General features: G+C 38.7%; 24 protein-coding genes. 10 read left to right on the plus strand and 14 right to left on the minus strand.

Annotated features, from left to right (window positions below):
- Nucleotides 1–446: 446 nt before the first annotated feature.
- From PGN18_RS15440 to PGN18_RS15450, 3 genes are read right to left on the minus strand one after another with little or no spacing between them, the layout of a single operon-like run.
- The gene (locus PGN18_RS15440; RefSeq protein WP_335320471.1) at nucleotides 447–1,031 is read right to left on the minus strand and encodes a sensor histidine kinase; all 585 of its coding nucleotides are present in this window, start codon (nucleotides 1,029–1,031) and stop codon (nucleotides 447–449) included.
- Between the two features lie 35 nt (nucleotides 1,032–1,066).
- The gene (locus PGN18_RS15445; protein ID WP_335320472.1) at nucleotides 1,067–2,296 is read right to left on the minus strand and encodes a PAS domain-containing protein; all 1,230 of its coding nucleotides are present in this window, start codon (nucleotides 2,294–2,296) and stop codon (nucleotides 1,067–1,069) included.
- 34 nt (nucleotides 2,297–2,330) lie between these two features.
- Nucleotides 2,331–3,374, minus strand: a complete 1,044-nt coding sequence (locus PGN18_RS15450; RefSeq protein ID WP_335320473.1) for a DNA topoisomerase IB — start codon at nucleotides 3,372–3,374, stop codon at nucleotides 2,331–2,333.
- Nucleotides 3,375–3,464: 90 nt separating this feature from the next.
- On the opposite strand from PGN18_RS15450, the gene fmt reads away from it, so the two are divergent.
- On the plus strand, nucleotides 3,465–4,373 hold the full coding sequence (gene fmt, locus PGN18_RS15455) for a methionyl-tRNA formyltransferase (protein WP_335320474.1): 909 nt from the start codon (nucleotides 3,465–3,467) through the stop codon (nucleotides 4,371–4,373).
- Nucleotides 4,374–4,704: 331 nt separating this feature from the next.
- On the opposite strand, the gene PGN18_RS15460 is transcribed toward fmt, so the two are convergent.
- On the minus strand, nucleotides 4,705–5,550 hold the full coding sequence (locus PGN18_RS15460; protein WP_335320475.1) for an aminotransferase class IV: 846 nt from the start codon (nucleotides 5,548–5,550) through the stop codon (nucleotides 4,705–4,707).
- 3 nt (nucleotides 5,551–5,553) lie between these two features.
- Nucleotides 5,554–6,582 carry an RluA family pseudouridine synthase gene (locus PGN18_RS15465; protein WP_335320581.1) on the minus strand — a complete coding sequence of 343 codons (1,029 nt, stop codon included), beginning with the start codon at nucleotides 6,580–6,582 and terminating at the stop codon, nucleotides 5,554–5,556.
- A gap of 104 nt (nucleotides 6,583–6,686) precedes the next feature.
- Here PGN18_RS15465 and PGN18_RS15470 point away from each other — a divergent pair, with 104 nt between their 5' ends.
- Both PGN18_RS15470 and PGN18_RS15475 read left to right on the plus strand, forming a co-directional pair.
- Nucleotides 6,687–7,718, plus strand: a complete 1,032-nt coding sequence (locus PGN18_RS15470; protein WP_335320476.1) for a DUF6588 family protein — start codon at nucleotides 6,687–6,689, stop codon at nucleotides 7,716–7,718.
- A 65-nt stretch (nucleotides 7,719–7,783) separates the two neighbouring features.
- Nucleotides 7,784–8,653: a 1-aminocyclopropane-1-carboxylate deaminase/D-cysteine desulfhydrase gene (locus PGN18_RS15475; protein WP_335320477.1), complete on the plus strand. Its 870-nt coding sequence runs from the start codon at nucleotides 7,784–7,786 to the stop codon at nucleotides 8,651–8,653.
- A gap of 14 nt (nucleotides 8,654–8,667) precedes the next feature.
- Here PGN18_RS15475 and PGN18_RS15480 read toward each other — a convergent pair whose 3' ends face one another.
- The gene (locus PGN18_RS15480; protein ID WP_335320478.1) at nucleotides 8,668–9,057 is read right to left on the minus strand and encodes a winged helix-turn-helix transcriptional regulator; all 390 of its coding nucleotides are present in this window, start codon (nucleotides 9,055–9,057) and stop codon (nucleotides 8,668–8,670) included.
- 96 nt (nucleotides 9,058–9,153) lie between these two features.
- Between PGN18_RS15480 and PGN18_RS15485 the strand changes: the two genes are divergently transcribed.
- From PGN18_RS15485 to PGN18_RS15495, 3 genes are all read left to right on the plus strand, one after another.
- Nucleotides 9,154–9,684 (plus strand): NAD(P)H-dependent oxidoreductase, encoded by a 531-nt coding sequence (locus PGN18_RS15485; RefSeq protein ID WP_335320479.1) that lies wholly within the window; start codon nucleotides 9,154–9,156, stop codon nucleotides 9,682–9,684.
- Nucleotides 9,685–9,918: 234 nt separating this feature from the next.
- The gene (lat, locus tag PGN18_RS15490; RefSeq protein WP_335320480.1) at nucleotides 9,919–11,250 is read left to right on the plus strand and encodes an L-lysine 6-transaminase; all 1,332 of its coding nucleotides are present in this window, start codon (nucleotides 9,919–9,921) and stop codon (nucleotides 11,248–11,250) included.
- Between the two features lie 2 nt (nucleotides 11,251–11,252).
- Entirely contained in the window at nucleotides 11,253–11,654 is a 402-nt protein-coding gene (locus PGN18_RS15495; RefSeq protein ID WP_335320481.1) for a hypothetical protein, read from the plus strand.
- A gap of 516 nt (nucleotides 11,655–12,170) precedes the next feature.
- On the opposite strand, the gene PGN18_RS15500 is transcribed toward PGN18_RS15495, so the two are convergent.
- The 4 genes from PGN18_RS15500 to PGN18_RS15515 form a co-directional block, all read right to left on the minus strand.
- Nucleotides 12,171–13,532: an acyl-CoA dehydrogenase family protein gene (locus PGN18_RS15500; protein WP_335320482.1), complete on the minus strand. Its 1,362-nt coding sequence runs from the start codon at nucleotides 13,530–13,532 to the stop codon at nucleotides 12,171–12,173.
- Between the two features lie 172 nt (nucleotides 13,533–13,704).
- Nucleotides 13,705–14,421, minus strand: coding sequence for a bacillithiol biosynthesis deacetylase BshB1 (gene bshB1 / locus PGN18_RS15505; RefSeq protein ID WP_335320483.1), 717 nt, complete (start codon nucleotides 14,419–14,421; stop codon nucleotides 13,705–13,707).
- 108 nt (nucleotides 14,422–14,529) lie between these two features.
- Complete coding sequence (locus tag PGN18_RS15510; RefSeq protein WP_335320484.1) at nucleotides 14,530–15,042, minus strand: glutathione peroxidase; 513 nt, start codon at nucleotides 15,040–15,042, stop codon at nucleotides 14,530–14,532.
- Nucleotides 15,043–15,048: 6 nt separating this feature from the next.
- Complete coding sequence (locus PGN18_RS15515) at nucleotides 15,049–15,663, minus strand: DUF4294 domain-containing protein (protein ID WP_335320485.1); 615 nt, start codon at nucleotides 15,661–15,663, stop codon at nucleotides 15,049–15,051.
- Between the two features lie 109 nt (nucleotides 15,664–15,772).
- Here PGN18_RS15515 and PGN18_RS15520 point away from each other — a divergent pair, with 109 nt between their 5' ends.
- The 4 genes from PGN18_RS15520 (at nucleotide 15,773) to PGN18_RS15535 (ending at nucleotide 21,583) form a co-directional block, all read left to right on the plus strand.
- On the plus strand, nucleotides 15,773–17,980 hold the full coding sequence (locus PGN18_RS15520; protein WP_335320486.1) for a RelA/SpoT family protein: 2,208 nt from the start codon (nucleotides 15,773–15,775) through the stop codon (nucleotides 17,978–17,980).
- A gap of 180 nt (nucleotides 17,981–18,160) precedes the next feature.
- Nucleotides 18,161–18,658, plus strand: coding sequence for a Fur family transcriptional regulator (locus PGN18_RS15525; RefSeq protein WP_335320487.1), 498 nt, complete (start codon nucleotides 18,161–18,163; stop codon nucleotides 18,656–18,658).
- 38 nt (nucleotides 18,659–18,696) lie between these two features.
- Nucleotides 18,697–19,977, plus strand: coding sequence for an adenylosuccinate synthase (locus PGN18_RS15530; RefSeq protein ID WP_335320489.1), 1,281 nt, complete (start codon nucleotides 18,697–18,699; stop codon nucleotides 19,975–19,977).
- A gap of 349 nt (nucleotides 19,978–20,326) precedes the next feature.
- A complete protein-coding gene (locus tag PGN18_RS15535; protein ID WP_335320490.1) occupies nucleotides 20,327–21,583 on the plus strand; it encodes an anthranilate synthase component I family protein in 1,257 nt (418 codons plus the stop codon).
- 426 nt (nucleotides 21,584–22,009) lie between these two features.
- Here PGN18_RS15535 and PGN18_RS15540 read toward each other — a convergent pair whose 3' ends face one another.
- The 4 genes from PGN18_RS15540 to PGN18_RS15555 all read right to left on the minus strand — a co-directional run bounded on the left by PGN18_RS15540 (nucleotide 22,010) and on the right by PGN18_RS15555 (nucleotide 24,977).
- On the minus strand, nucleotides 22,010–22,816 hold the full coding sequence (locus PGN18_RS15540; RefSeq protein WP_335320491.1) for a M48 family metallopeptidase: 807 nt from the start codon (nucleotides 22,814–22,816) through the stop codon (nucleotides 22,010–22,012).
- A 100-nt stretch (nucleotides 22,817–22,916) separates the two neighbouring features.
- Nucleotides 22,917–23,564, minus strand: coding sequence for a glycerol-3-phosphate 1-O-acyltransferase PlsY (plsY, locus tag PGN18_RS15545; protein ID WP_335320492.1), 648 nt, complete (start codon nucleotides 23,562–23,564; stop codon nucleotides 22,917–22,919).
- A 49-nt stretch (nucleotides 23,565–23,613) separates the two neighbouring features.
- A complete protein-coding gene (nadC, locus tag PGN18_RS15550) occupies nucleotides 23,614–24,456 on the minus strand; it encodes a carboxylating nicotinate-nucleotide diphosphorylase (protein WP_335320493.1) in 843 nt (280 codons plus the stop codon).
- Nucleotides 24,457–24,578: 122 nt separating this feature from the next.
- Nucleotides 24,579–24,977: a DUF4783 domain-containing protein gene (locus PGN18_RS15555; protein ID WP_335320494.1), complete on the minus strand. Its 399-nt coding sequence runs from the start codon at nucleotides 24,975–24,977 to the stop codon at nucleotides 24,579–24,581.
- Nucleotides 24,978–25,086 lie beyond the last annotated feature (109 nt).

The following is a 25,086-nucleotide window of genomic DNA, read 5'->3' on the forward strand; positions in this document are numbered from 1 at the left end:
TGGGAGCCCGGTTTAAGTGCATATAAAACCATGCGTAAGAAATACTTGCTTTATAATTAACGATTGAATGAGAGAATGACTGAATGAGAGAATGGATAAACTTTAAAAGATTTTTAAACTTAACCTATGCTGATTTGTTATGATTTATAGGGATGAAGATTTTCTTTATTCAATTAATTAAAATTTAATCAGTTAATCATGAGCGGTCCAAAAGTTAAAAGTGATAAACCTGGAAGCAATTACGAGAAAGAGGTGCCAAAAGGCAGGGAACCTGTTGACCATAAAACAGTAAGACAAGAAAATGACAGTACACCCTAATAAACCTGTTCGCACAAATAATCCGGCCAAACAGCGTGAAAACGAGGAGCAACCTGTACATCCGATTAAAAAGGCACCGAAAGCCTAATCAATCGTTCAGACTGCACCAAGTTGTAGGATCTGAACGATTATATTATTTTTAAAGCAAAGAAAAAAGTAGCACCTTCTCCAACTGCACTATTTACCCAAATCCTTCCTCCTTCATTTTTTATAATTTCGGCCGAGATGTAAAGGCCTAAACCTAAACCCGGATAGGTATGCTGCAAACTGCCATCTACACGATAAAACTGATCGAAAACCAGGTGTTGTGAATCCTCGGAAATACCTATACCGTAATCTTTAACGCTTAATATCACTTCGCCGTCCTGGATAAATGAGTTAACCTCTATTTTATCGACCTCATTGGAGTATTTAATTGCATTAGATAAGAAATTGGTTATCACCTGCCCAATGCGTTCTTTATCTGCATAAATAACTGCATTGCTTTTTAGATTACAAATGATCTTATGTTTAGAACTGATGTGCTGCATTTCATCCGAAATTTCATCAACAGCAGCATCAAAATCAAATTCAATGGGATTAAAAGTCATTTTCCCAGATTGAATTTTGGTTACATCAAGCAAATCGCCAATCAAGCCCGTTAACCGGTTCAACTGCCTATCCATTTTACGCACCATGGTAACCTTTTTTTCATCACCTTCATTCCGGATCATACGCTCTAGTACCTGAACGTAGGCTTTAATACTGGTTACCGGGGTTTTAATTCGTGACTGGCAATTCCTAAAAATTCATCCTTCTGTTGCTGTAGCCGTACCAGCTTAGTCACATCCATCGCCGCTTGGATAATGGCATACACTTGTCCATTCGAATCTTTTATCGGTTTATAGGTAAAACTGAACCAACGTTTCTCTTCTTTACCATCAATAACCACCTGAAATTCTTCCTGATCAGCATGGTAAGTTACTCCTGTTTGGTATACCGCCTTTAAAATTTCGACGGATGGCTGTAAATTTAATTCAGGTATAGCTTCGGCAACGGTTTTACCGATTACACTTTTATCCTTGCCCCAGAACCGGAGCATTTCATCATTAGCAAGGCTGATCACGATATCTTCTGTTTCATAGTAAGCTGTAGCCATCGGTACATCGTACATAAAATTACGAAAACGTTCTTCGCTTTTGGCAGCCTCCATTTTTGACACCACCTGTAAGGTAATTTCATTAGCCACTACCATAATGCGTGTAACCTCTCCATTCTGACCAAAAATAGGATCGTAAACAAAGTTGAAATAACAATCGCTTTCAACCCCATTGTGCTCCAATCGGGCCTTGGTTTCATAACCATAATGGGCAACTCCGCTATCATAAACCTGTAACAAAAGTTCTGGGAAAGGCTGGTCGATAATTTCGGGCAATCCATCTAAAAGTTTTAAACCGATTACAGCTTTACTTTTCCTCCATATTTTTAATAGCTCATCATTGGCATCTTCGACAACAAGATCTCTGCCCCTTAAAATACCAATGGCTACAGGTGCATCGTAAATCATCTGCCTAAAAAGGGCTTCGCTTTGCTCCACTTTAAACTTGGCATTTACCAGTTCAGTCACATCGGTAGCATTATTTAAAATACCCCAAACCTTACCTTCTTGATCAAGTAGCGGTTTATATGTAAAATCGAAATAGAAAGTTTGGAGTACATCATCATTTAAGAGCACTGCTTTATCTTCTTTGGCTTCGTAAGGCATACCGGTGCTTCTTACCTGCTCAAGGATATCAAGAAAGGGTTGATCTTTTAACTCTGGCAGTGCCAGGGCCAGTTCTTTACCGATTACTGATGCATCTCTGCCCCAGGCTTTAAGCATTGCCTTATTAGCCACTTCAATAACCATATTTTCTCCGGTATAAAGCGCAATTGGCATTGGAGACTCCTCTATAAGCGTAATAAAAATACCGGCCTTATCGTCGAGGTTAATTTGCATAATAGGATAAACGGACAAATTGAATTACTTATTTTTACTTGCTACCTGACTTTAGAAAAGACAATAATACCTTTTCATTATGTTCTAAACTCACTTTACCTTTAAGCGAATGATTATTCAACTTTTTCAGGTATTTGTCTAACTGATTGTTCTCATAAGCCGTTAGCAAAAGTGGGTAAACATAGGAACTTTTACATACTGCCCTTGTATTCCCCAATTTTTTGGCTACACAATCCAAAACGGCAACAATTTGTTTTTTACTGTTTAAACCCGCATGTTCATTCACCTGGCATTGGGCAAACTGCCGGAGCGCTTCGAGCGTACCACCCCAGGTCCTGAAATCTTTTGCCGTGAAATCATCACCCGTAATTTCTTTGATATAGGCATTTATTTTACCCGAATCAATGCTTTTATGCTCGCCATCCTTGGTATAAAACTGGAAGAGCTCCTGGCCCGGAATATCACGGCATTTTTTAACCAATTTAGCCAGCGAGCGATCATTAAGCTCTAATTTCTGTTGAACGCCTTTTTTACCCACAAAATCCATGGTAATTTTACTTCCATTTATTTTTACATGCTTATCACGTAATGTGGTAAGACCGAAAGAGCCATATAGCTGCTTGTAACTTTCATTTCCTACCCTGATCAATGTTTTTTGGAGTACATCAACCGAAATGGCCAGTACCTTACGTTCGTCAAAATCTTTCCGCCTCAGGTCTTTCTGTAAGTTTTTCCTGGCTCTAGGAAGGGCTCTTCCGAACTCAAGTAAGCGAAAATATTTATCTTCAGCACGTCGGCTGGTCCATTTTGTGTGGTACTTGTATTGTTTACGTCCTGCGGCATCAATTCCCGTAACCTGCAAATAAGCATTGGCCTTATTGGCAATCCATACATTTTGCCATGCAGGCGGAATAACCAAGGCTTTGATCCGGTCCAGGTGTTTATCATCTGTAATTTTATTATCGTCTTTATCTACATAATAAAATTTTCCTGGTTCTCCTTTACGGTAAATACCAGGCATGGCATCAGTTACGTACACCAATCCACTTGCTTTTACAACATCTTTACCTTGCACCATTTTTTGCCTATAAGTATGGGTTTATTTTTAGTTATTTTGCAAAACTTAAGCGTGGCCAGCCACGTTAATTTAGAAACACAACACTTTCATATGAAAATAGTTTTTATGGGTACACCGGATTTTGCGGTAGCCTCTTTAGATGCCTTAGTACAAGCCAATTTTGATGTTGTTGCAGTGGTTACCGCGCCAGACAAGCCTGCCGGACGTGGCCAAAAACTGAATGAAAGTGCCGTAAAAAAATACGCGGCAGAAAAAGAGATTCCTGTTCTGCAACCTGAAAAGTTAAAGAGTCCTGAATTTATAGAAACCCTGGCCAGCTATAAAGCCGATTTACAAGTAGTTGTAGCTTTTAGAATGTTACCAGAAGTGGTATGGAATATGCCGCCCAAAGGAACCATTAACCTCCACGGGTCGCTTTTACCACAATATCGTGGTGCCGCTCCGATCAACCATGCCATTATAAATGGAGAAAAAGAAAGCGGTGTAACCACTTTTTTCCTCACGCATGAAATCGATACGGGTAATATTATCCTTAGCGAAAATACCCCTATTGCCGATGATGAAACTGCTGGCGACCTGCACGATAAGCTGATGCATATTGGTGCGAGTTTGCTGGTAAAAACACTTAAAGCCATTGAGGCTGGTGACGTTAGCGAACAACCGCAGCCACAAAGCGGCGACTTAAAACATGCACCAAAAATTTTCAAAGAGGATTGCAAAATAGACTGGAACAATCCTGTACAGAAGATCTATAACTTAATCCGCGGATTAAGTCCATACCCTACAGCCTTTACTTTTTTAAACGATAAAACCCTAAAGGTATTTAAAGCAGAAATCGAAAATAAAGAACCAGGCATTGTTGCTGGCGGATTTTTAACTGATGGCAAAACCTATTTAAAATTTGCCGCTAAAGATGGTTTTATCAAATTGTTGGATATCCAGTACGAAGGCAAAAAACGAATGCCGATTGAAGATTTTTTAAGGGGAATGCGGCTGTGAGTTAGTCTGAAGTCCGTAGCCTTGAGTCCGAAGTCTTGAGTACGGAATTTAACGTCTAATAAACAGCGGTGATTTTTTATGTCATCCTTGAATGCAATGAAGGATCTATAAATGAAGGTAATAGCCCGTCATCAGCAAAAGATTTATCACACTTCCATTGACAGACTCTTAGCAAATCGTTTCGACTGTAATGCATTGAAATGGAGAGATCTTTTCAACCGAGTTATTAAAACCTGGTTTAAAAGATTTCGGGGACTGCGGTCGAAATGACACCGAATAATAATCAATAGTTCGATACCTAAGCTACCACACAAAATAATGATTAGTGAACCTATAAATTATTAGTATTCAATTTCTCCGACAAAAACTTCGAAACCTCGTTAAAATAACGTTTCCTTCCATAGCCCATTACCCACTGTATGCCTTGAGTAGCATTGGTTATAAAAACTTCTTCGGCTTCTTTTAATATTTCAGGATTGATTTGCGCCTCGATTAATGGCATATCATTCATTTTGCACAATTGCATAATAACCGTACGCATTACACCACTAACACAACCTTCAGCAAGGGAAGGTGTATAAATCTGTTTCTGGTATACCACAAAAACATTGGCACTGATACTTTCACAGAGAAAGCCATATTGATTTAAGATCATGGCTTCATCCAAACGATGCTGAGTTTTAAAAAGTCCGGCCATAACGTAAAGCAAGGCATTGGCTGTTTTAAAATTCGAAAGTTTATTAACCGGTTTGGTCATCTCATCAAAAACATCAATAATCAAACCTTTGCTGTTTAACTCATATGTAGATGCTTTTAACGGAACACCCTCTAAAATATAACCGGCTTTGTTGATTTCGGGGGTGTAAACCCCTGCCCCACCCCTATAAATAGAAAGGCGGAACCTAACATTGCCGTTCCACTTGTTTCTTTTTGCCAGATCGGCAGTTTTTTGACGCAAAAAATAATCGTCCATTAAAGCATGGCCATCGATTTTAAGCGCTTTCATGCCCGCTGCTAACCGATCAGCATGTAAGTCTGCAAATTGCAGCTTATTATTGATCATGCGCATACTTTCAAACAGTCCATCGCCAAATTTGAAACTTCGGTTAGAGGCCGTTAAAACCGGGGCATCAACCACCTGGAATTCATCATTAAATAAGAGGTACTCCTGAAGCATATTTTATGATGTTGCAATATAACTTTCCCATTTGGTCAATCCAGCTTTAAAATCAGGTGGCAATGGCGACTCAAAATACATATATTCTTTCGTTGTGGGGTGGATAAAACCCAGACTTTGTGCATGTAAAGCCTGACGTGGCAGCAATTCGAAACAATTATCTACAAACTGTTTGTATTTATTAAACGTAGTACCTTTTAAAATCTTATCGCCACCATACATGGCATCGTTAAACAACGGATGGCCAATATGTTGCATGTGTGCCCTAATCTGGTGCGTACGGCCGGTTTCGAGTTCGCAACTGATTAAAGTAACATAACCCAATCGCTTTAATACTTTATAATGCGTTACAGACCATTTGCCTTTCTCTTCATCGTTGTAAATATCCATTACACGGCGATCCTTTACGCTACGGCCAATATAGCCCGTAACGGTGCCATCATTTTCAATATCGCCCCAAACCAATGCAATGTATTTACGGGTAATGCTGTGATCGAAAAACTGGCGTGCAAGGTGTGTGATGGACTTTTCATTTTTACTAATCAGCAATAAACCAGAGGTATCCTTATCAATACGATGTACAAGGCCTGGTCTGCCATCATTGCCGGGCAGTTGGGGAAGTTGTTCAAAGTGGAATGCCAAAGCATTAACCAATGTTCCGGTATAATTATTAAAACCGGGGTGTACAACCATACCGGCAGGCTTATTAACGACCAGTAAATCACCGTCTTCGTATATAATATCTAATGGGATATCTTCTGGATAAACTTCTGTATCTCGTGGTGGATGAGGTAATACGATAGATATTTCGTCGTAAGGCTTAACTTTGTAACTGGCTTTTATCTGTTTTTGGTTAACCAATACATTTCCTGCATCAATTGCGTTCTGAATACGGTTTCTCGAGGCATTTTCTACGCGCACCATCAAAAATTTATCGATCCGCAGCAAAGACTGCCCTTTATCAACAATGATTTTTAAATGTTCGTATAACTCCTGTTCTTCTGATTCCTGCAATCCGACCACATTTTCCATGGCGCAAAAATAAACTTTTAACTTCAAGATTTTTTCAATGATTGCAGTTTTCGCAAAAACAGCATTATATTTACTTATAATCAAAATACTCTAAATTATCTGATATGAAAAATTGCTACCCTTTAAAGGCAATATGCGCCTTATTTTTATTTGCATTTGCTCAAAAAGCAAGTGCCCAACAGAATGTTGGCGACCTTTTTAAGTCTGGTCCGGATGACGCGACCAAGTTAGTCAATGCTTATTTCGATCCTTTGTACAAAGGTTTGGGCATTGGCTTAACCGATGGATGGAGTAATACTGCAAAATCTAAAGGTTTGTTAAAGTTCGATGTTCGCTTTTCAGTTTCAGGCGCCTTTGTACCACAATCAGCCCGAAGCTATGATGTAAATACATTAGGTTTAAGTAACATCAAACCTGCAATTGGTTCATCATCTATAGGTCCTACCGCTTTTGGTAACGATGAAGTTGGTGGAAAAATGCAGATCTATACCAGTAACGGACAGCCTACAACATCATTTTTTAATCTTCCAAAAGGTTTAGGTTTCCATGTTGTACCTGCTGTACAGTTACAGGCTACCTTAGGTCTGCCTAAAAACATTGATGTTACATTAAGAGCGATGCCTAAAATAAAACTCGGTAGCGACCTGGGTAGTTTATCAATGATTGGCTTCGGAGCGAAAGTAGAATTGCTGCCACTATTCGTGGGGAATACGACCGAAAAACTTATTCCAGTTGATATTGCTGTGGCTGGTGGTTTTACACAGTATAAATACACATTACCTTTAAATATCAATAATTCAACAGGATCTAATCAACATATTGATGCCAGGTTTAACGGTGTAAATTTTGACGCAATTGTATCAAAACAAATTTTATTTTTTACGCCATTTGCTAGTTTGGGGTATCAAACTTCTAACACGGATTTAAAGGCATTGGGTACCTACTCTTTTGATACGGGTAACGGCCAATCGGTAAACTATACCGACCCAATTGCGGTGAATCAAAGAGATATCAATGGGGTAAGAGGAAGCTTAGGTTTTCAGCTGAAGTTTGGTTTCTTTAAGTTTTATGGTTCTTACACTCAGGCAAAATATAGCATGGTTAATGCAGGTATTGGTTTAGGCCTAGGTAAATAGAAAACTTACAGCTACAATTATGTTTAAAAACATCTGAAATATTCAGGTGTTTTTTATTTTTACGCGTGTTCGAAGAAATATATAGCCCGGTACAGCAAATAGCATTTGCACCTTTAAATAATCTGTTTGTGAAAAGGGATGATCTTATTGATCCTTACATTTCGGGCAATAAATGGCGCAAACTCAAATATATTTTAGTGAAGGCAAAGAAGGAAAACAAAACGCATCTGGTTACATTTGGTGGTGCTTACTCCAATCATCTCGTCGCTACAGCCGCTGCTGCGTCACGCTCGGGACTGAAATCAACCGCCTTTGTACGTGGAGAAGAAGTAAAAAATGAGATGTTATTGCTTTGCCGTTTATTTGGAATGAAACTCATTTTTACCGACCGTGAAAGTTATCGGGATAAGTATCAATTGTTTGATTCAAATTTCGCATCCGATAACCACGCTTATTTTGTAAATGAGGGTGGGGCCTCTATAGAAGCCACTATCGGTTGTGCAGAAATAATCAACGAATTAACAACCTCATACGACCACATTTTCTGCGCTGCCGGGACAGGAACCACCGCCGCAGGGCTGCTGCTCGGAATTCAGCAACACCGATTAGATACCAGGTTACATATCATCCCTGTATTAAAGGGAGCTTCATTTATTCAGGAAGAAATTGCACAATATACAACTGTAACCAAACATCTCGAACTTCATCTTGATTATCATTTTGGAGGCTATGCCAAAACCACTCCTGAACTGATTAACTTTATCAAAACCTTTACGTCAAAAACTGGACTGCTTTTAGACCCTGTTTACACATCAAAAATGTTTTATGCCATCCAGGATTTGGCAAAACAAGGCATTATAGGCAAAGATGAAAAAGTGTTGGCTATCCATACCGGAGGGCTAACAGGCCTTTTTGGTATGAAAGATAAGTTTTAGATGATATTTTTTGCTTAATTAGTTTTGGCAGCGTTTGAGCTGTTTCTAGCATTCAATGCTTTGTGTTTATCTCCCCAACTTTCCAGTTGTTTTATAATACCTTTTAATTCGTATCCTATTGGGGTGAGTTCGTACTCTACGCGTGGTGGCACTTCTGCATAAATAGTACGTTTGATAACTTTGTTCTCTTCTAGTTTTCGAAGCTGAAGCGTTAACATGCGTTCGGTAATATTAGGTAACAATTTTTTCAGTTCTCCAAATCTGAGTTTGCCATTAATTAACCAGGAACAAATAACCAAAGCCCACTGACCTCCGATAATGTTGGCCGCATAAACTTCCGGGCATTCCTCTGCTAATGCCTGTTTATTAGCGAAATTGGTCGATGTTTCCTTGATTTTAGACATTACTTACATTTTTTATAGTACCATACAATTGGTAGCTAATATACATATTCCAGGCATGTTACCTTATTTTTGCATTTGATAATTAATATTACTAAAATGAAAACACTCGTTATTGTCATTCATCCTGATATCCAAAACTCTGTAGTGAACAAAAGATGGATTAGAGAACTGCACAAATTCCCTGATAAATTCCATGTGCATCAATTGCATGAAGTTTACCCTGACGGAAAAATTAATGTGCCTGCCGAACAGAAATTGATTGAAAAATATGAAAAGATTGTTTTCCAGTTTCCTTATTACTGGTTTAATTGCCCTGCTTTTTTCAAAAATTGGTTAGATGAAGTACTTACACATGGCTGGGCTTATGGAAGCAAAAGCGGTTACAAAGTTGCTGGAAAAAAAATTGCACTGGCCATTTCATTAGGTGTGGATCAAGACGAACTCGGTTTTTCTGGTGTTTACAAATATCCGCTTGTAGAGCTTTTACGCCCTTTTGAACTTTCTTTTGAATATGTAAAGGCCGATTATCGACCATTTTTTGCATACTATGGAATTGAGCATAACACGTCAAAAGAATGGGTTGAGAAAAGCGTTCCACTGTATCTGGATTTTCTTGAAAAATTGTAGGTATAATTTAGCAATAAGCGTTAAGCTGGCGTAGGCTAAATCGTCAAAAAAGTATTGATTAGATTGGATCTTACCTAAAAAGTTTTCCACATCTGCAAAGTCCAAAATCGGTTTTTGTCTATAATCATACTTTAAACTGTTTAAACCTATTTTTTACATAAAATGCAGAAAAAGTGCTTAAATTTTGATTTTAGGCACATTTAACTAAATTTGGGTTGTACCAAAACCAAGTTTATGTATCAATTAACAGTACCTGCAGATCGCGTTAACGAATCGTTAAGTAAGCACATTTTGGCCGACGGTTTCGACCTTACCTATGATATGGAAAAAAGTAATGGTGCTTACATCTACGACTCGAAATACAATAGGACTTTACTCGATTTTTTCACTTGTTTTGCTTCGGTTCCTTTAGGTTACAACCACCCTAAAATGGTTAATGATGAAGCTTTTAAAAAGAATCTGTTATTGGCAGCTTTGGCTAATCCATCAAACTCCGATGTTTATACCCAGCAGTATGCGCAGTTCCTGGAAACATTCTCTAAAATTGGTATTCCCGATTATCTTCCTCATGCTTTTTTTATCGCAGGTGGAGGCTTAGCGGTTGAAAATGCCATTAAGGTTGCCATGGACTGGAAAGTCCAGAAAAACTTTGCAAAAGGATATACTGAAGAAAAAGGTTTTAAAGTGTTGCACTTTGAAAGGGCTTTTCATGGCCGTACAGGTTACACACTTAGTTTGACCAATACCCTACCCGATAAAACAAAATGGTTTGCCAAGTTTGATTGGCCTAGGGTGGCTGTTCCCGAAGTTAAATTCCCACTTTCCGGAGATCATTTAAATCAAGCTATTGCAACTGAAGAGGCGTCGCTGGCACAGATTAAAAAAGCCTTTGCAGAAAATAAGGATGAGATCTGTGCCATCATCATCGAACCGATCCAATCAGAAGGTGGGGATAACCACCTACGCAAAGAGTTTTTAATCCAGCTTAAAGCTTTAGCTGATGAAAATGATGCCTTTTTAATTTATGATGAAGTACAAACTGGCGTAGGATTAACAGGTAAGTTCTGGTGCCACCAGCACTTTAGCGAAAAAGCCCGGCCGGATATTATTGCTTTTGGTAAAAAAATGCAGGTTTGTGGTATACTTGTTGGCAATAAGGTAGATGAAATTGAAACCAATGTTTTTAAAGTACCCAGCCGGATTAACTCAACATGGGGAGGCAACCTGGTGGATATGGTGCGTTCTTCCCAGATTTTACAGATAGTAGAAGAAGATAAACTATGCGAAAACGCTGCGAAAGTAGGTCTGTACTTGAAAAGTCAATTAGAAAATCTATCGCATAAATTTGATCAGATGAGCAATGTGCGGGGAAGAGGTTTGTTATGTTCTTTCGATTTCCCAACAAAAGAAATGCGCAATGCATTTATTAGTAAAGGACTGGAAAACAATGTGATGTTTTTAGGTTGTGGTGAAAAGACCATCCGTTTCCGTCCGGCACTCTGTATTGAGCAAAAACATATTGACGAAGGCCTGACCGTTATGGAAAAAATATTGCCTTTATTGTAGGCATGAACAGCAAATCGTCGGTTTATTTCCTGGTTGCAGGAGTTTTAGTATTGATATTTTTTATGGTTAAAGATATTTTTGATCAGCCAGGAATTAATGATATGAAAGCTGGCTTTAAAGAAGTGATCAAATATAGAAATGATAATAATACAGGTCCAATACAACGGGTTTATGTGGTGACAGTTAAAGATTCGATCTGGAAAGAAATGGAAGATTATGGTAACCTAATGCCACATACGAAATATGGTAATACCAAAGTGTATTTTTTTATGCACCATGCAAATATTCCTCAAAGCTTACAGCCTGGAACGGTAAATTTCGATCCGGCATTCAACAAAGATTGTATTGCTTTATATGAAAAAAGTGCGATGAGTCAGGTGGCATTTAATAAGCATCCGTATTAAAGGAATCTAAACCTCAAAGCGTTGATTATAAAATAGATTATTCTTGTGATTTGGAAATGAAGGGTTCTGGGCATTTGGCATTTTCAGTCCCGCTTTCCCTCCTGCCAATTTGAAGGAAATTGGCATCCGTTCCAATCGGGTTTATATACCAAGTTTTATACCACGGAGAACAAACTCTACTAATCCGCCCGGTCTGTGTCCGCACAGAACGGAACAGGCAAAATATACTTATTAGTCGTCCAGTCAATTCACCATTGTCGATAAACCTGACAGCAGCGAAAATCGTTTTTGCTTGCATTGCCTTTGAATATGCAGATGTGCTAAAAGATTGAAGCGAATGGCAGGGCTAAAGCACCTATGAAATGCTAACATTCATTTCCTAACCCTAAAAATCCTGCTATTTATCATACTACATCAGTCTTCAACTATATCCAGACTGACAACTGCTAATCACAAGAGCTCAAAACTAATGAGGTTTCCAAACCGCTCCTATCCTTTTAAACTTCTGAGTTCCGCCTAAACAAAAGCTGAAAAGCCCGTTATTGCCCTTCCCACAATCAACGTGTTAATTTCTTTGGTACCTTCATAGGAATAAATCGCTTCAGCATCCGCCACAAAACGGGCTACATTATATTCAAGTAAAATACCATTTCCACCCATCACTTCTCTTGCTTTGCTTACCACATCACGGGTTCTTAACGAACAGAAAACCTTGGCCAATGAAGCATGTTCATCTTTTAATAAACCTTGATCTTGTAATTGTGAAAGACGGAAACAAAGTGTTTGCATCGCCGTTAAATTCGACAACATCTCTACCAGGTGATTTTGAATCAACTGAAATGATGCGATGGGTTTACCAAACTGTTTTCGGGTACGGGTATATTCCAGGGCATTTTCATAAGCACCTCGGGCACAACCTACTGCCTGCCAGGCTACTCCCGCTCTTGTCATTTGCAAAACCTTTGCAGTGTCTTTAAATGAATTGGCATTTTGCAGGCGATCAGCTTCCTCTACCTCGCAATCGGTTAAGGTAATTATTCCGTTTTGCACAATCCGTAAGGCCATTTTGTTCTGCATTTTCTCAACGGCAAAACCCGGATTATCTTTCTTTACAATAAATCCCTTAACTTCCCCATCTTCTTCATCTCGCGCCCAGATAATTAAGATATCGGCAAAGGTGGCATTACCAATCCATTTTTTCTGACCGTTTAATATCCATTTGTCATTTACTTTTTTGCATGTTGTGGTTAGTCCACCGGCAGCAGCAGAACCTACTTCAGGCTCTGTTAGCCCAAATGCCCCGATAATTTTAAACTGCTGCATGAGCGGCAGCCACTGCTGTTTTTGTTCCTCCGATCCGCATAAGTAAATCGAACCCATGGCCAGGCCGCTCTGTACACCAAAAAAAGTAGATATGGAAGTATCGATCCTGGCCATCTCCATCGCTAAAATACCTTCCATCAAATTCGATTTCCCCGGACAGCCATACCCTTTATAGGTTAAACCACAAATATTCAATTCAGCAAGTTTGGGAATAATTTCAAAAGGAAATTCTGCTTTGTTCCAATAATGGTTAACAATAGGCTTCACTTCTTTTTCCAAAAAAGCACGTACCTTTAATTGCAATTCACGGTCTTCATCTTTGAGCGCTTCATCGCCCAAATGATAAAAGTCGCCCTCAATAGGCGGCAATTCTTTCTTTTTGCCAGATCCGCCCATCATTTTCATCATCCCCTGAATCTGTTTATCATCCAGGCTTGATATTGTTTCGACCATTTTGGGTAAATCAACCTTTTTCGATAAAGCTTCTAACTTACCGAAATCTACATGTTTAAAAAGATTATAAGCGTTTTTGAGAGAAGAAAACATATTCGCCATTATTATTCGTTTTGAGAATAACAAATGAAGGTTAGTTTTGTTGGACTACAGACTTTCCTATCCTATCGTCACCCTGAATTTATTTCACGGTCTTATAATAAAATTAATTGCCAAAAAGATGCTAAAATAAATTCAGCATGACGATCAAAAAAAGATACGCTTTACACTAAGACTACCTTAAATCAAACAAATTATCCACGCCTAGCAATTTCCTTGAAGTAAAGCCTTCGCCAAAAGTGGCGCCAATACTTTTTCCAAATTCTCTTGCACGGCCAATTACACTTTCGAAAAACTCAGGTGAGGAGATATAGGTTTGCTGACCTTCTACATCTGGATTATAAAACTGTGTTTTAAAAGCCTGGATCGATTCGATCTTTTTATCCATATGATCAGAGATATCTACGATAATATCAGGCTTTAAATACCGATCTTGAATAAACTGCAATAACAATCTGGGGCGATGTGCTTCTTGCTTAATCCCTTCGATTGATGTTTCTATTTTTGGTAAACCCGATAAAAAAACTGAATCGTAAACCAAGTCGCCTGCCCTTCCATGATCGGGGTGGCGGTCTTCCAACGCATTGCTTAAAATAATTTCTGGTTGGTATTTCCTGATAACTTTAATGATTTCTAAACGGTGAAATTCATCGTTCTGAAAAAATCCATCCCTCAATCTCAGATTTTCGCGGATATGCAAGCCTAAAATTTTAGCAGAATCTGCCGCTTCTTCGTCTCTTGTTTCGGCTGTGCCCCTTGTACCGAGTTCACCTCTGGTTAAGTCTACAATACCTACTTTTTTACCCAGGGCAATATGTTTTAAAATAGTACCTGAACAGCAAAGCTCTGCATCATCAGGATGCACGGCTATTACTAAAATATCTAAGTTCATCTGTGTTTTTGAGTTTTTTAATCGTCAGATGTAACCTTTGATCATTAAAATAATCATTATCCATCTGGCTTAATGATGATTTTAATAATGTCGGTTTCATTGATTTAATTATCGGGCATTTTGGTTCAGCAACTGCTGAATTTTCTTTTTGATTTTCGAATTTAATGGCTTGGTGATCGGTAAGAAATAATCTTCCAGCTCGCCATTTTTGTTCACGAGGTATTTATGAAAGTTCCATCGTGGCTTCGAACTTAATTTGGCATTTTGTTTTTTATTGCTCAGGAACTGATAAAGTGGGTGAGCATTTTCCCCGCGAACGATAATTTTATCAAAAACCGGAAATTTTACACCATGGTTAATCTCACAGAAAGAGGTAATATCAGATCCCTCCAAAGGTTCCTGCTTTCCAAAATCATTAGAGGGGAAGCCCAGAATTTCAAAATCAGGATGGTTAATCTCGTCTTTAAGTTGCTGTAATTCCGTTAACTGTGGCGTTAAACCACACCCCGATGCGGTATTAACGATTAAAACAACTTTGTTTTGATAAACAGATAATGGCTGTTCTTCACCACTAACCTTCTTTACCTTAAATGAATAAATATTGGGGATGCTATCCTGCATGATGTGTTATTGATAAAATCCTGAAGTACGGATAATAGATTCTATATCCCTATCTGTATTCGGATCGTAAGTGCTTTTTAAATTGTGTCCTACCACACGGGCAACAATCTGATAAGAAAATGCCGCAAAACCGCCTTTGGTTTGCTTTACAATATCATAGGTTGTTCTGCCCACTTCACGGTCGATGAGTTTCGTTAAAATCTGACCTTGAGTAATCGTCAATTCTTTTATTTCGCGGTTAAACATGTCTTTTATTTCCTTATCACATTGTTTAACCAATTGTTTCTGTTCTTTTTTTTCCGCCGTTTTAGATAAATCCTGCTCCAGCTGTTCGTAACGGCGTTTGGCAAACAAAGCGTAAGGCATTACCTTTAACACATTATACCGCAAACGGTTATAGGCGGCCTGTTCTGCCGGCGATTTCCAGATCCTGGCGGCATAAATGTTCACCTCGTTCAGTTGCATCCATGGAATCATCACTCCGTTATCGTTTGTTGAGGCTACTCTTATGGTATCACTTTTACCTAATTTAGGGAATACAGGGGCGGTTGGTTCCTGCGCCTGCAGTGAAACACCATAAATCATTACAATACAAAGAAAAAATAGCCCTTTAAATTTCATAAATTTATACTTTTACAAAGTTAGGTGTTATTTCATATATTAGTTGTTTCACAGAACTAATATAAGTTTTATTCATAAATAAGACGCAATTTTTACGCAAAAAATACAAATGAAAACAGAGTTAGTGATTGATTTAGAGGCGGAAAAGCAAGAGATTCTAAAAAGATATAGGGCATTACTTCGGGCGAGTAAATCTACCTTACAGAAAGGTGATAAAAAAGAAATCCGGAAAGCTTTTGATATGGCTCTCGAGAGCCATAAAGATATGCGCCGTAAATCGGGCGAACCCTATATTTATCACCCTATTGCCGTAGCACAAATTGCTGCCGAAGAAATTGGCTTGGGAACAACCTCCATTGTGTGTGCTTTATTACACGATGTGGTTGAGGATACAGACATCACTTTAGAAGATATTGAACGTGAATTTGGCAAAAAAACCGCTAAAATTATTGATGGATTAACCAAAATTTCGGGGGTATTTGATACCAATAGTTCATTGCAGGCTGAGAATTTCCGTAAAATGCTGCTTACCCTTGCTGATGATGTGCGCGTTATTCTGATCAAACTCGCCGATCGTTTGCACAATATGCGTACAATGGATTTTATGCCCCGCCACAAGCAGCTTAAAATCGCTTCAGAAACCATTTATTTATACGCCCCCCTTGCCCACCGTTTAGGCTTATATGCCATAAAATCAGAATTAGAAGATCTTTCGATGAAATATCTCGATCCTGATACCTATAAATTCATTGCAAAAAAGTTAAATGAGAAAAAGGCAGAACGTGCACTTTTCATCAAAAAATTTGTAGAACCTATTGATGAAATTGTACATGAGCAAGGGTTGGTAGCCGATGTTTATGGCCGGCCAAAGTCAATCCACTCCATCTGGAACAAGATGAAAAAGAAAAACATTCCTTTTGAGGAAGTTTATGATCTTTTTGCCATCCGGATTATTTTGGATTCGGCTCCGGAAAATGAAAAAGCCGATTGCTGGAAAGCATATTCCATCGTAACCGATTTATACCGTCCCAATCCGGATCGTTTACGCGACTGGGTTTCATCCCCAAAAGGAAATGGCTACGAAAGCTTACACACCACGGTAATGGGACCACGCGGACAATGGGTGGAAGTGCAGATCCGTACGCAACGCATGAATGAGATTGCAGAAAAAGGTTTCGCTGCGCATTGGAAATACAAAGAGTCGAGCAACGATAACGGTCTCGACCAGTGGATCCAGAAAGTACGCGAAATGTTGAGTAATCCTGAAGCCAATGCTTTAGATTTTCTCGATGATTTTAAAATGAATCTTTTCTCGGATGAGATTTTTATTTTCACGCCAAAAGGTGCTTTGATCCAGTTGCCGCTAGGCGCTACAGCATTGGATTTTGCTTTCGAGATCCATACAGATGTAGGCGCAACCTGTATTGGTGCCAAGGTTAACCACAAGCTGGTTCCCATCTCCTACAAACTTCAAAATGGCGATCAGGTAGAAATTATCACCTCAAGCAAACAAACCCCTAAAGAAGATTGGCTCAACGTGGTGGTTACCGCTAAAGCCAAATCGAAAATTAAATCATCTTTAAAAGAAGAAAAGCGGAAAATTGCCGAAAATGGTAAGGAGATTTTAGAAAGAAAACTAAAGTCGCTTAAAATCACTTACAATACCGAAAACATCCAAAAACTGAGTTATTTCTTTAAGCTACCTTCCACCCAGGAGCTATTTGTAAATGTTGCCCTCGGGAAAATAGAACTAAAAGATATTAAAGAGTACCTATCAAATGGAAAAGAAGTTGAAAACCGTAATCCGGAGCGACCTGAAAATCTTTCTGTTGATGGAATAAAGAGTAAAATCAAAGGTGGAGAATCTGATATTTTACTCATTGGCGAAGATATGCAGCGTATTGATTATACGTTGGCAGCTTGTTGTAACCCCATACCTGGCGATGACGTTTTCGGATTCATTACCGTGAGCGAGGGCATCAAGATACACCGCACCAACTGCCCAAATGCAGCACAACTAATGGCCAATTATGGCTACCGGGTGGTTAAAGCCAAATGGAATAAACAACAGGAATTAACTTTCTTAACCGGCTTACGTATTGTAGGTATTGATGATGTAGGCTTAATCAATAATATTACAAGGGTCATCTCAACCGACTTTAAGGTAAATATGAGATCGATCACGGTGGATACCAATGAAGGGATTTTTGATGGTTCGATTATGATTTTTGTAAATGATACCGAACACCTGGAAAACCTGATTAAAAATTTATTAAAAGTACGGGGCGTAACCGGGGTAACGAGGTTTGATGCCTAAACGAGTCCGAAAGTCGGGAGTCCGGAGTCGGATGTAAGGGTTTTGAGTCTAAGTCAGAAGTTTTGCGATTTTTCAACTTCTGACTCCTGACCTCAGACCTCCGACTTATTACAACATTTAAACAATCTAACCCTCGAACAATCAAACTAATTACCTACCTTTGAATGGAGTTTAAAAACTATGTCTGAACAAAAAACAAATGAGCTCGTTCGCAAGATTTTTGAGGCTTATTTAGAAAACAAAAATCTACGTAAAACACCAGAGCGTTTCGCTATATTGGAAGAAATATATTCAAGAAACGACCACTTTGATGTAGAAACCCTGTATATCCACATGAAAAACCAAAAGTACCGCGTAAGCCGTGCTACGGTTTACAATACGCTGGAATTATTGGTTTCATGCGACTTAGTTACCAAGCACCAGTTTGGTAAAAACATGGCACAATTCGAAAAATCGTACGGTTACCGCCAACATGATCACGTGATCTGTATCGAATGCGGTAAAGTTGTAGAATTCTGCGATCCCCGTATCCACCAGATCCAAACCATGGTTGGTGATCTTTTAAAATTTGATGTAAAACACCATTCCTTAAATCTTTATGGCTTCTGCTCTGATTGCAGCATGGCCAGGAAAGTAAGTGAAAGTGCAGCAACAGCCGAAAAAATTGAACAAAATTAAATCACAATACAAATAAAACCAGCTTAATTTATTAAATAATGACGCAAGTAGATGTACTTCTCGGCCTGCAATGGGGCGATGAAGGAAAGGGAAAAATCGTTGATGTACTAAGTCCAAAATATGATCTTATCGCCCGTTTTCAGGGTGGCCCAAATGCCGGCCATACTTTAGAGTTTGATGGCAAAAAATTCGTTTTAAATACCATCCCATCAGGAATTTTTAACGAAAAAACCATGAATCTTATTGGTAACGGTGTGGTAATCGACCCTATTATCCTAAAAAGAGAGTTAGATAATTTAAAAAAAGCTGGTCATGACCCGATTGCCGATGGTAAACTGGTGATTGCCCGTAAAGCACATTTAATTTTACCAACCCACCAGTTATTGGATGCAGCTAACGAAGCGCGCATGGGTAAAAATAAAATTGGATCAACCTTAAAAGGTATCGGCCCAACTTACATGGATAAAACCGGCCGTAACGGCTTACGTGTTGGCGATACCACACTACCAGATTTTAAAGAGCGTTATGCCAAACTGGTAGAAAAACATACCGAAATTCTTTCGCATTATGAAGGTTTTGAATATGAATTAGCAGAGAAAGAAGCATCATTTTTCGAGGCCATCGAATTCTTAAAAACCATTCCTCATGTAGATAGCGAACATTATGTTAATGGTTTCTTAAAAGAGGGAAAAGCCGTTCTAGCGGAAGGTGCGCAAGGCACATTATTAGATGTTGATTTTGGTTCATATCCTTTCGTAACGTCAAGCAACACCACGACTGCAGGTGCCTGTACCGGTTTAGGTATTGCGCCTAATAAAGTAGGTGCTGTTTATGGTATCTTCAAAGCATATTGCACACGTGTTGGTGGCGGCCCCTTCCCTACCGAATTAGATAATGAGGTTGGTGAAAACTTACGCGCATTAGGTCACGAATTTGGTGCAACTACAGGTCGTGCTCGCCGTTGTGGCTGGATTGATCTTCCTGCTTTAAAGTATGCCATCATGTTAAACGGTGTAACCGAATTAATTATGATGAAAGCCGATGTTTTAGACACATTCGATACCATTTTTGCCTGTACCCACTACGAGTACAATGGTGAAACCATCGATTACATGCCTTATGACATCATCTCTATTGAACCAAAACCGGTATTGAAAGCAATTGATGGTTGGGCTACAGATGTAACTAAAATCACTTCTGTAGATGAAATTCCAGCTAAATTGACTGAATACATCGCATTCTTGGAAAAAGAACTGGAAGTGCCGATCAAATTCCTTTCTGTAGGACCGGACCGGGCACAAACTTTAGAGCTACATTAAATACAATTTTCGTTACCCTGAATTCATTTCAGCATCTATATCGTTCATAAATTGATAGACCCTGAAATAAATTCAGCATGACGACAGATATAAGAAAGCAATCCGTAATTGGGTTGCTTTTTTCGTTTCAGAGTCGTCAACTTTATTAGCAATAGCGCTAGAAAGTTGACAACTCTTTGCCAATTAATTTGGTAAATTGATTTCAATAGTTGTTTTCCCATCACCTCACATTCCAAATGTGTCGCTGGCACATTGGTTACAACCGAGGACTATATTGCAAATCACGCACTTCCAAAAGATAAAATTAATTTCTTACAATTATCGCCGCGATTTTTACCTTTGCGGCAGCTTGAAAACCATTCAAAACATATCCGATTTTAAACAAAAAGCATTACACTGGGCCAACCAGTTCGAAGTCTGTTGCTTTTTGGATTCAAACGATTATAAAGACGCTTATTCCGTTTACGATTTCATTATCGCTGCAGATGTATATGACGAACTAAAGTGCTCAACAGGCAATAGTTTTGATCAGTTAAAAAGTTTTTATGCCAAGCACAAACAATGGGTTTTCGGTTATTTCAGCTATGATTTAAAAAACGAAATAGAAGTACTTCGATCTCATCATGCTGATGGTTTAAATTTTGCTGATTTGTATTTTTTTGTTCCAAAATACCTCATTGCTTTTAAAAATGGTAGCGCCGAGGTGCTTATTGGTGATCAGTCTGTTTTAGAAGAGATCGAATCTGCAGCTTTTGAACATAAAAAACAATCTAAAGCCATACAGATTTTACAAAGATTATCTCAAGAGCAATACCTGGCTAAAGTTGAGGCTTTAAGGAAACACATCCAAAGAGGCGATATTTATGAAATTAATTTCTGCCAGGAGTTTTTTGCTGAAAATGCCGAAATAGATCCTGTTCATACCTTTGAAGCCTTAAATCATGTCTCTCCAACGCCATTTGCAGGTTATTTTAAAGTTTATGATAAATATATCTTATCTGCCACACCAGAAAGATTTTTGTGCAAACGCGGATCAAAACTTATTTCACAACCTATCAAGGGCACGGCAAAACGAAGTTCGGATCCTGAAAAAGATATTGCTATAAAAGTACAGCTCCGAAATAGCATTAAAGAACAGGCAGAAAATGTAATGATTGTTGATTTGGTACGTCATGATCTCACTAAATCTGCAGTTAAAGGTTCTGTTACCGTTGATGAATTATTTGGCATCTACAGTTTCCCACAAGTCCATCAAATGATCTCGACCATTAGCTGTGAATTAAATCCAGAAATCCACTTTATCGATGCCATTAAAAACACATTTCCAATGGGCTCCATGACTGGCGCCCCAAAGGTTAAAGCCATGGAATTGATTGAAGAATACGAAGTGAGCAAAAGAGGCATATATTCTGGTTCTTTTGGCTGCATTAATCCACATGGAGATTTCGATTTCAACGTAGTAATCCGGAGCATCTTATATAACGCCGAATCCAAATACCTATCTTTTCAGGTTGGAGGTGCCATTACCTACGAAAGTAAGGCCATTTCAGAATACGAGGAATGTTTGTTAAAAGCGAGTGCAATTCTAAAGGTGTTAGGCGGTTAATTCATTAGCCATTTGTTCATTAGTCATTAGTTCAATTATCCCCAGCGATCTGTCATCCTGAATTTATTTCAGGATCCTCTTGCTATCAAGTTAAAACATCTCACTACAATTTAAATAATACTGGTTGTAGCGTCTCGCTACGACTTAACGATGTGATTTCCTAATACATTATTCAATCAAAACGTCTGAGCGAGACGCCAAGACCAGATATATTCATTTAGCAACAATTCGTCACCCTGAACCAGGCCTTGGCGAGCTCACCGATGGTAATTTATTGCAGGGTCTTTACAGCAACGAAAATATTTATAGTCAGCTAAGAATATTTACAAACACCATTCAACAAAAAGGTCTTAGCGGGATGCTAAGACCAGATATTTTTGAAAAAATCAGATTTTTCGATTCAGGATAAATTTTAAACCCTAAACCTTACCTCTTATAATACTGCTTCGCTTCAGGCAAGTATTTTTGAATCTGTGCTATACGTGTAGCATCACTCGGGTGGGTACTTAAAAATTCAGCAGGTTTTTGTGCGCCAGCAGAAGCTGCTGACATCCTATTCCAGAAGGCAGTAGCATTTTGTGGATTATATCCAGCCATGGCCATAAAAATCAAGCCTAAGCGGTCAGCTTCCAACTCTTGGTTACGGCTGAATTTCAACATCGCAACAGGTGTACCTACTCCATATAATGTATTAAAGATAGATTGTGTTTTCGGATTTTTAGACAGCGCCACACCTGCAGCGGCCCCAATACCCTGGGCTACCATCTCTTGCGACATCCGTTCTGCTGAATGGCCCGCAATGGCATGGGCAATCTCATGTCCCATAACAGTAGCTAAACCCGCATCATCCTGGGTAATCGGTAGGATACCGGTATAAACTACAATTTTACCACCAGGCATACACCAGGCATTTTTTTCATTATTCTGTACTACGTTAACTTCCCATTGATAATCCGCAATCAGGTTACCATAGTTATTGCTGTTCATATATGACTTTACTGCAGTAATCAATCGGTTTCCAACTGTTTTAACTTTCAGGGCCTGAGCATTTGAAGCAGGTAAAACGGCTGATTTATTTTCTGTTAAAAAGGTATTATAAGCTTGGAATGCCATTGGCAAAACCTGGTCGTTACTTACCAGATCAAATCGACTACGGCCTGTTAAAGGAACAGTAGAACATGAGTTAAATAATAAAATCCCAGCAACACTGGCTGCTAAAAATATTTTTTTCATAAATGCGATTTTTTTTAAATGATTCGTAAAACTGATAAGCAAAAGCCGTTGATTAAACAGCAAGTCTGTAAATAAGTTTTAAGGAAATGTGTTTTGTTAGTTAATTCGTTTTCTTTCTAAACAAATACACTTTTGATTCTTTGCCTTTCAACAACCTTTCGAGATTTTTCTGGTGCGTAACCAAAATTAAAATACAAACTACCATCCCGTAAAGTACTTCAGATTTAATGGAAACCTGAAACAGGAAAACAACACTTAGAGGAAACGTAAATCCTGCACAAATGGAACTTAACGAAACGTATTTAGTTAAAAGCAATACCACCACAAAAACCAGAACGCAAAGCATAGATGCTTCGAAGTTAACTGCCAAAATCATTCCAAAAAGTGTAGCTACACCTTTACCGCCTCTAAAACCGGCAAAAACAGGAAACAAATGCCCCATTACTGCAGTTACTCCCAAGGCGAGCTGATAGTTAACAAAAACAACTGAATTTTGTGGCCCGGTTACCGACATGCCGATCAGATAGGCCAGATTGGTTGCGGTGTAGCCCTTTGCAATATCAATGATCATCACGGCAATCCCAGCTTTTTTGCCCAATACCCTAAAAGTATTGGTTGCCCCCGCATTGCCACTTCCATATTCCCTAACGTCAACGCCATAAAAGGCCTGACCCAGCCATACAGCTGTCGGGATAGATCCGAAAAGGTAAGCAATTATTAACGCGCTGAGAGAATAAACCGTAACCATAGCCTACAATGTTACAAAAAATAAGCCTTTAATTTTATAGCAAATCAACTTAATATGCTTTTAAACTCATATCCAGGCTTTTCACAGAATGTGTAAGCGCACCCATCGATATAAAATCTACTCCGCAGGCGGCATATGCTGCTACATTCTCTTCAGTAATCCCTCCCGAAGCCTCCGTAATAAATTTGCCGTTGATTAAGGCAACTGCGGCCTTTAAGTTTTCAAAACTGAAATTGTCAAGCATAATCCGGTCTACACCACCAACAGCCAAAACCTGCCTTAACTCTTCCAGGTTCCGTACCTCGATTTCGATTTGAAGTGATTTATTTTGATCTGTCAGATATTTTTGAGCAGCTGTGATGGCATTTGAAATCCCTCCTGCATAATCTACATGGTTATCCTTGATCAGGATCATATCATATAAACCTATACGGTGATTTACCCCTCCACCAATCCTTACCGCCCATTTCTCAAGATAACGTAAACCCGGGGTGGTTTTACGGGTATCTAGAATCTTGGTTCTGGTTGTTTTTAATAGGGAAACAATACGATGCGTTTTTGTAGCAATGCCACTCATGCGCTGCAAGCAGTTTAATACCAATCGCTCGGCAATTAAAATAGCATGTGTACTTCCGGCAACGGTTAAGGCGATATCGCCAAATTTAACAGCGACACCATCTTGTAGCAAAACATCAACTTTCAGGTTGGGATCAACTTCCTTAAATATTTCAATAGCCAGGTCAATTCCAGCTAAAATACCATCTTCTTTGATGATGAGTTTCGCTTTCCCCTCTGTGCCTTTCGGAATGGTAGCAAGTGAAGTATGATCTCCGTCACCAACATCTTCGGTAAGGGCATTTTTTATGAATTGACGTATAAGCTGAATATCCAAAATATAGATTTTAATGCCTCAAAAATAAGAATTATTTATTAGCAGGCAATTTCCTGAGCGGTTAATCTAAATTTAGCTTCAGATTGGAAGAGCTTATCAAATTAAAAAGTTTACTTACTACCTTAATCTTTCGCGGGCTCTATCCGCAATTCGGTAATAGAAAAGCTGGTATTGAATTTTTTCATGGTGATGGAAACCCTGAAGGTTTCTTTGGCAGTGCTTAACATGATTACACCAAAACGATAATTTGGATTGGTATTGATTTTATGAAAAATACTCGCTTTTATTGGAGGATGTTTAATAAAGAAATCTCTCAAAATCTGTTCACCCTGTGCTTTAGAGTATACATCTTCTTCATCAATAATGATCAGTTCGATAGTTGACGCAAAATCTTTAGCAATTTCTTTAGCGTTGCCAGCCTTAAAATACGACGATAAATCATCAATTATATCGGCCTGAAAGGCATTTGGATGATATAATGATGATAAACTAATTATGAGTAAAAATAAGCTCCGGATCATTTCTGTATTTTATACAGAACCCTATAGCTAAAATTATGCCATTAGCATATCAAAAAAAGGATTTCTTCATTTGTATACGCTTCAATAAAGTTATATTTGCCATGCAAAC

The organism is Pedobacter terrae (genome assembly GCF_036946585.1).
Classification (GTDB): Bacteria; Bacteroidota; Bacteroidia; order Sphingobacteriales; family Sphingobacteriaceae; genus Pedobacter; species Pedobacter terrae_C.

Bases quoted from the DNA above. Each gene is read 5' to 3' on its own strand.
- PGN18_RS15445 (WP_335320472.1), bottom strand. From the start codon at position 2,296: ATGCAAATTAACCTCGACGATAAGGCCGGTATTTTTATTACGCTTATA.
- PGN18_RS15510 (WP_335320484.1), bottom strand. From the start codon at position 15,042: ATGCAGGATAGCATCCCCAATATTTATTCATTTAAGGTAAAGAAGGTT.
- lat (WP_335320480.1), top strand. From the start codon at position 9,919: ATGTATCAATTAACAGTACCTGCAGATCGCGTTAACGAATCGTTAAGT.
- PGN18_RS15520 (WP_335320486.1), top strand. From the start codon at position 15,773: ATGAAAACAGAGTTAGTGATTGATTTAGAGGCGGAAAAGCAAGAGATT.
- PGN18_RS15480 (WP_335320478.1), bottom strand. From the start codon at position 9,057: ATGTCTAAAATCAAGGAAACATCGACCAATTTCGCTAATAAACAGGCA.
- PGN18_RS15495 (WP_335320481.1), top strand. From the start codon at position 11,253: ATGAACAGCAAATCGTCGGTTTATTTCCTGGTTGCAGGAGTTTTAGTA.
- fmt (WP_335320474.1), top strand. From the start codon at position 3,465: ATGAAAATAGTTTTTATGGGTACACCGGATTTTGCGGTAGCCTCTTTA.
- plsY (WP_335320492.1), bottom strand. From the start codon at position 23,564: ATGGTTACGGTTTATTCTCTCAGCGCGTTAATAATTGCTTACCTTTTC.
- PGN18_RS15540 (WP_335320491.1), bottom strand. From the start codon at position 22,816: ATGAAAAAAATATTTTTAGCAGCCAGTGTTGCTGGGATTTTATTATTT.
- PGN18_RS15530 (WP_335320489.1), top strand. From the start codon at position 18,697: ATGACGCAAGTAGATGTACTTCTCGGCCTGCAATGGGGCGATGAAGGA.
- PGN18_RS15525 (WP_335320487.1), top strand. From the start codon at position 18,161: ATGTCTGAACAAAAAACAAATGAGCTCGTTCGCAAGATTTTTGAGGCT.
- PGN18_RS15485 (WP_335320479.1), top strand. From the start codon at position 9,154: ATGAAAACACTCGTTATTGTCATTCATCCTGATATCCAAAACTCTGTA.
- PGN18_RS15460 (WP_335320475.1), bottom strand. From the start codon at position 5,550: ATGCTTCAGGAGTACCTCTTATTTAATGATGAATTCCAGGTGGTTGAT.
- PGN18_RS15555 (WP_335320494.1), bottom strand. From the start codon at position 24,977: ATGATCCGGAGCTTATTTTTACTCATAATTAGTTTATCATCATTATAT.
- PGN18_RS15465 (WP_335320581.1), bottom strand. From the start codon at position 6,582: ATGGAAAATGTGGTCGGATTGCAGGAATCAGAAGAACAGGAGTTATAC.
- PGN18_RS15470 (WP_335320476.1), top strand. From the start codon at position 6,687: ATGAAAAATTGCTACCCTTTAAAGGCAATATGCGCCTTATTTTTATTT.
- PGN18_RS15500 (WP_335320482.1), bottom strand. From the start codon at position 13,532: ATGGCGAATATGTTTTCTTCTCTCAAAAACGCTTATAATCTTTTTAAA.
- bshB1 (WP_335320483.1), bottom strand. From the start codon at position 14,421: ATGAACTTAGATATTTTAGTAATAGCCGTGCATCCTGATGATGCAGAG.
- PGN18_RS15450 (WP_335320473.1), bottom strand. From the start codon at position 3,374: ATGGTGCAAGGTAAAGATGTTGTAAAAGCAAGTGGATTGGTGTACGTA.
- PGN18_RS15440 (WP_335320471.1), bottom strand. From the start codon at position 1,031: ATGATCCGGAATGAAGGTGATGAAAAAAAGGTTACCATGGTGCGTAAA.
- PGN18_RS15515 (WP_335320485.1), bottom strand. From the start codon at position 15,663: ATGAAATTTAAAGGGCTATTTTTTCTTTGTATTGTAATGATTTATGGT.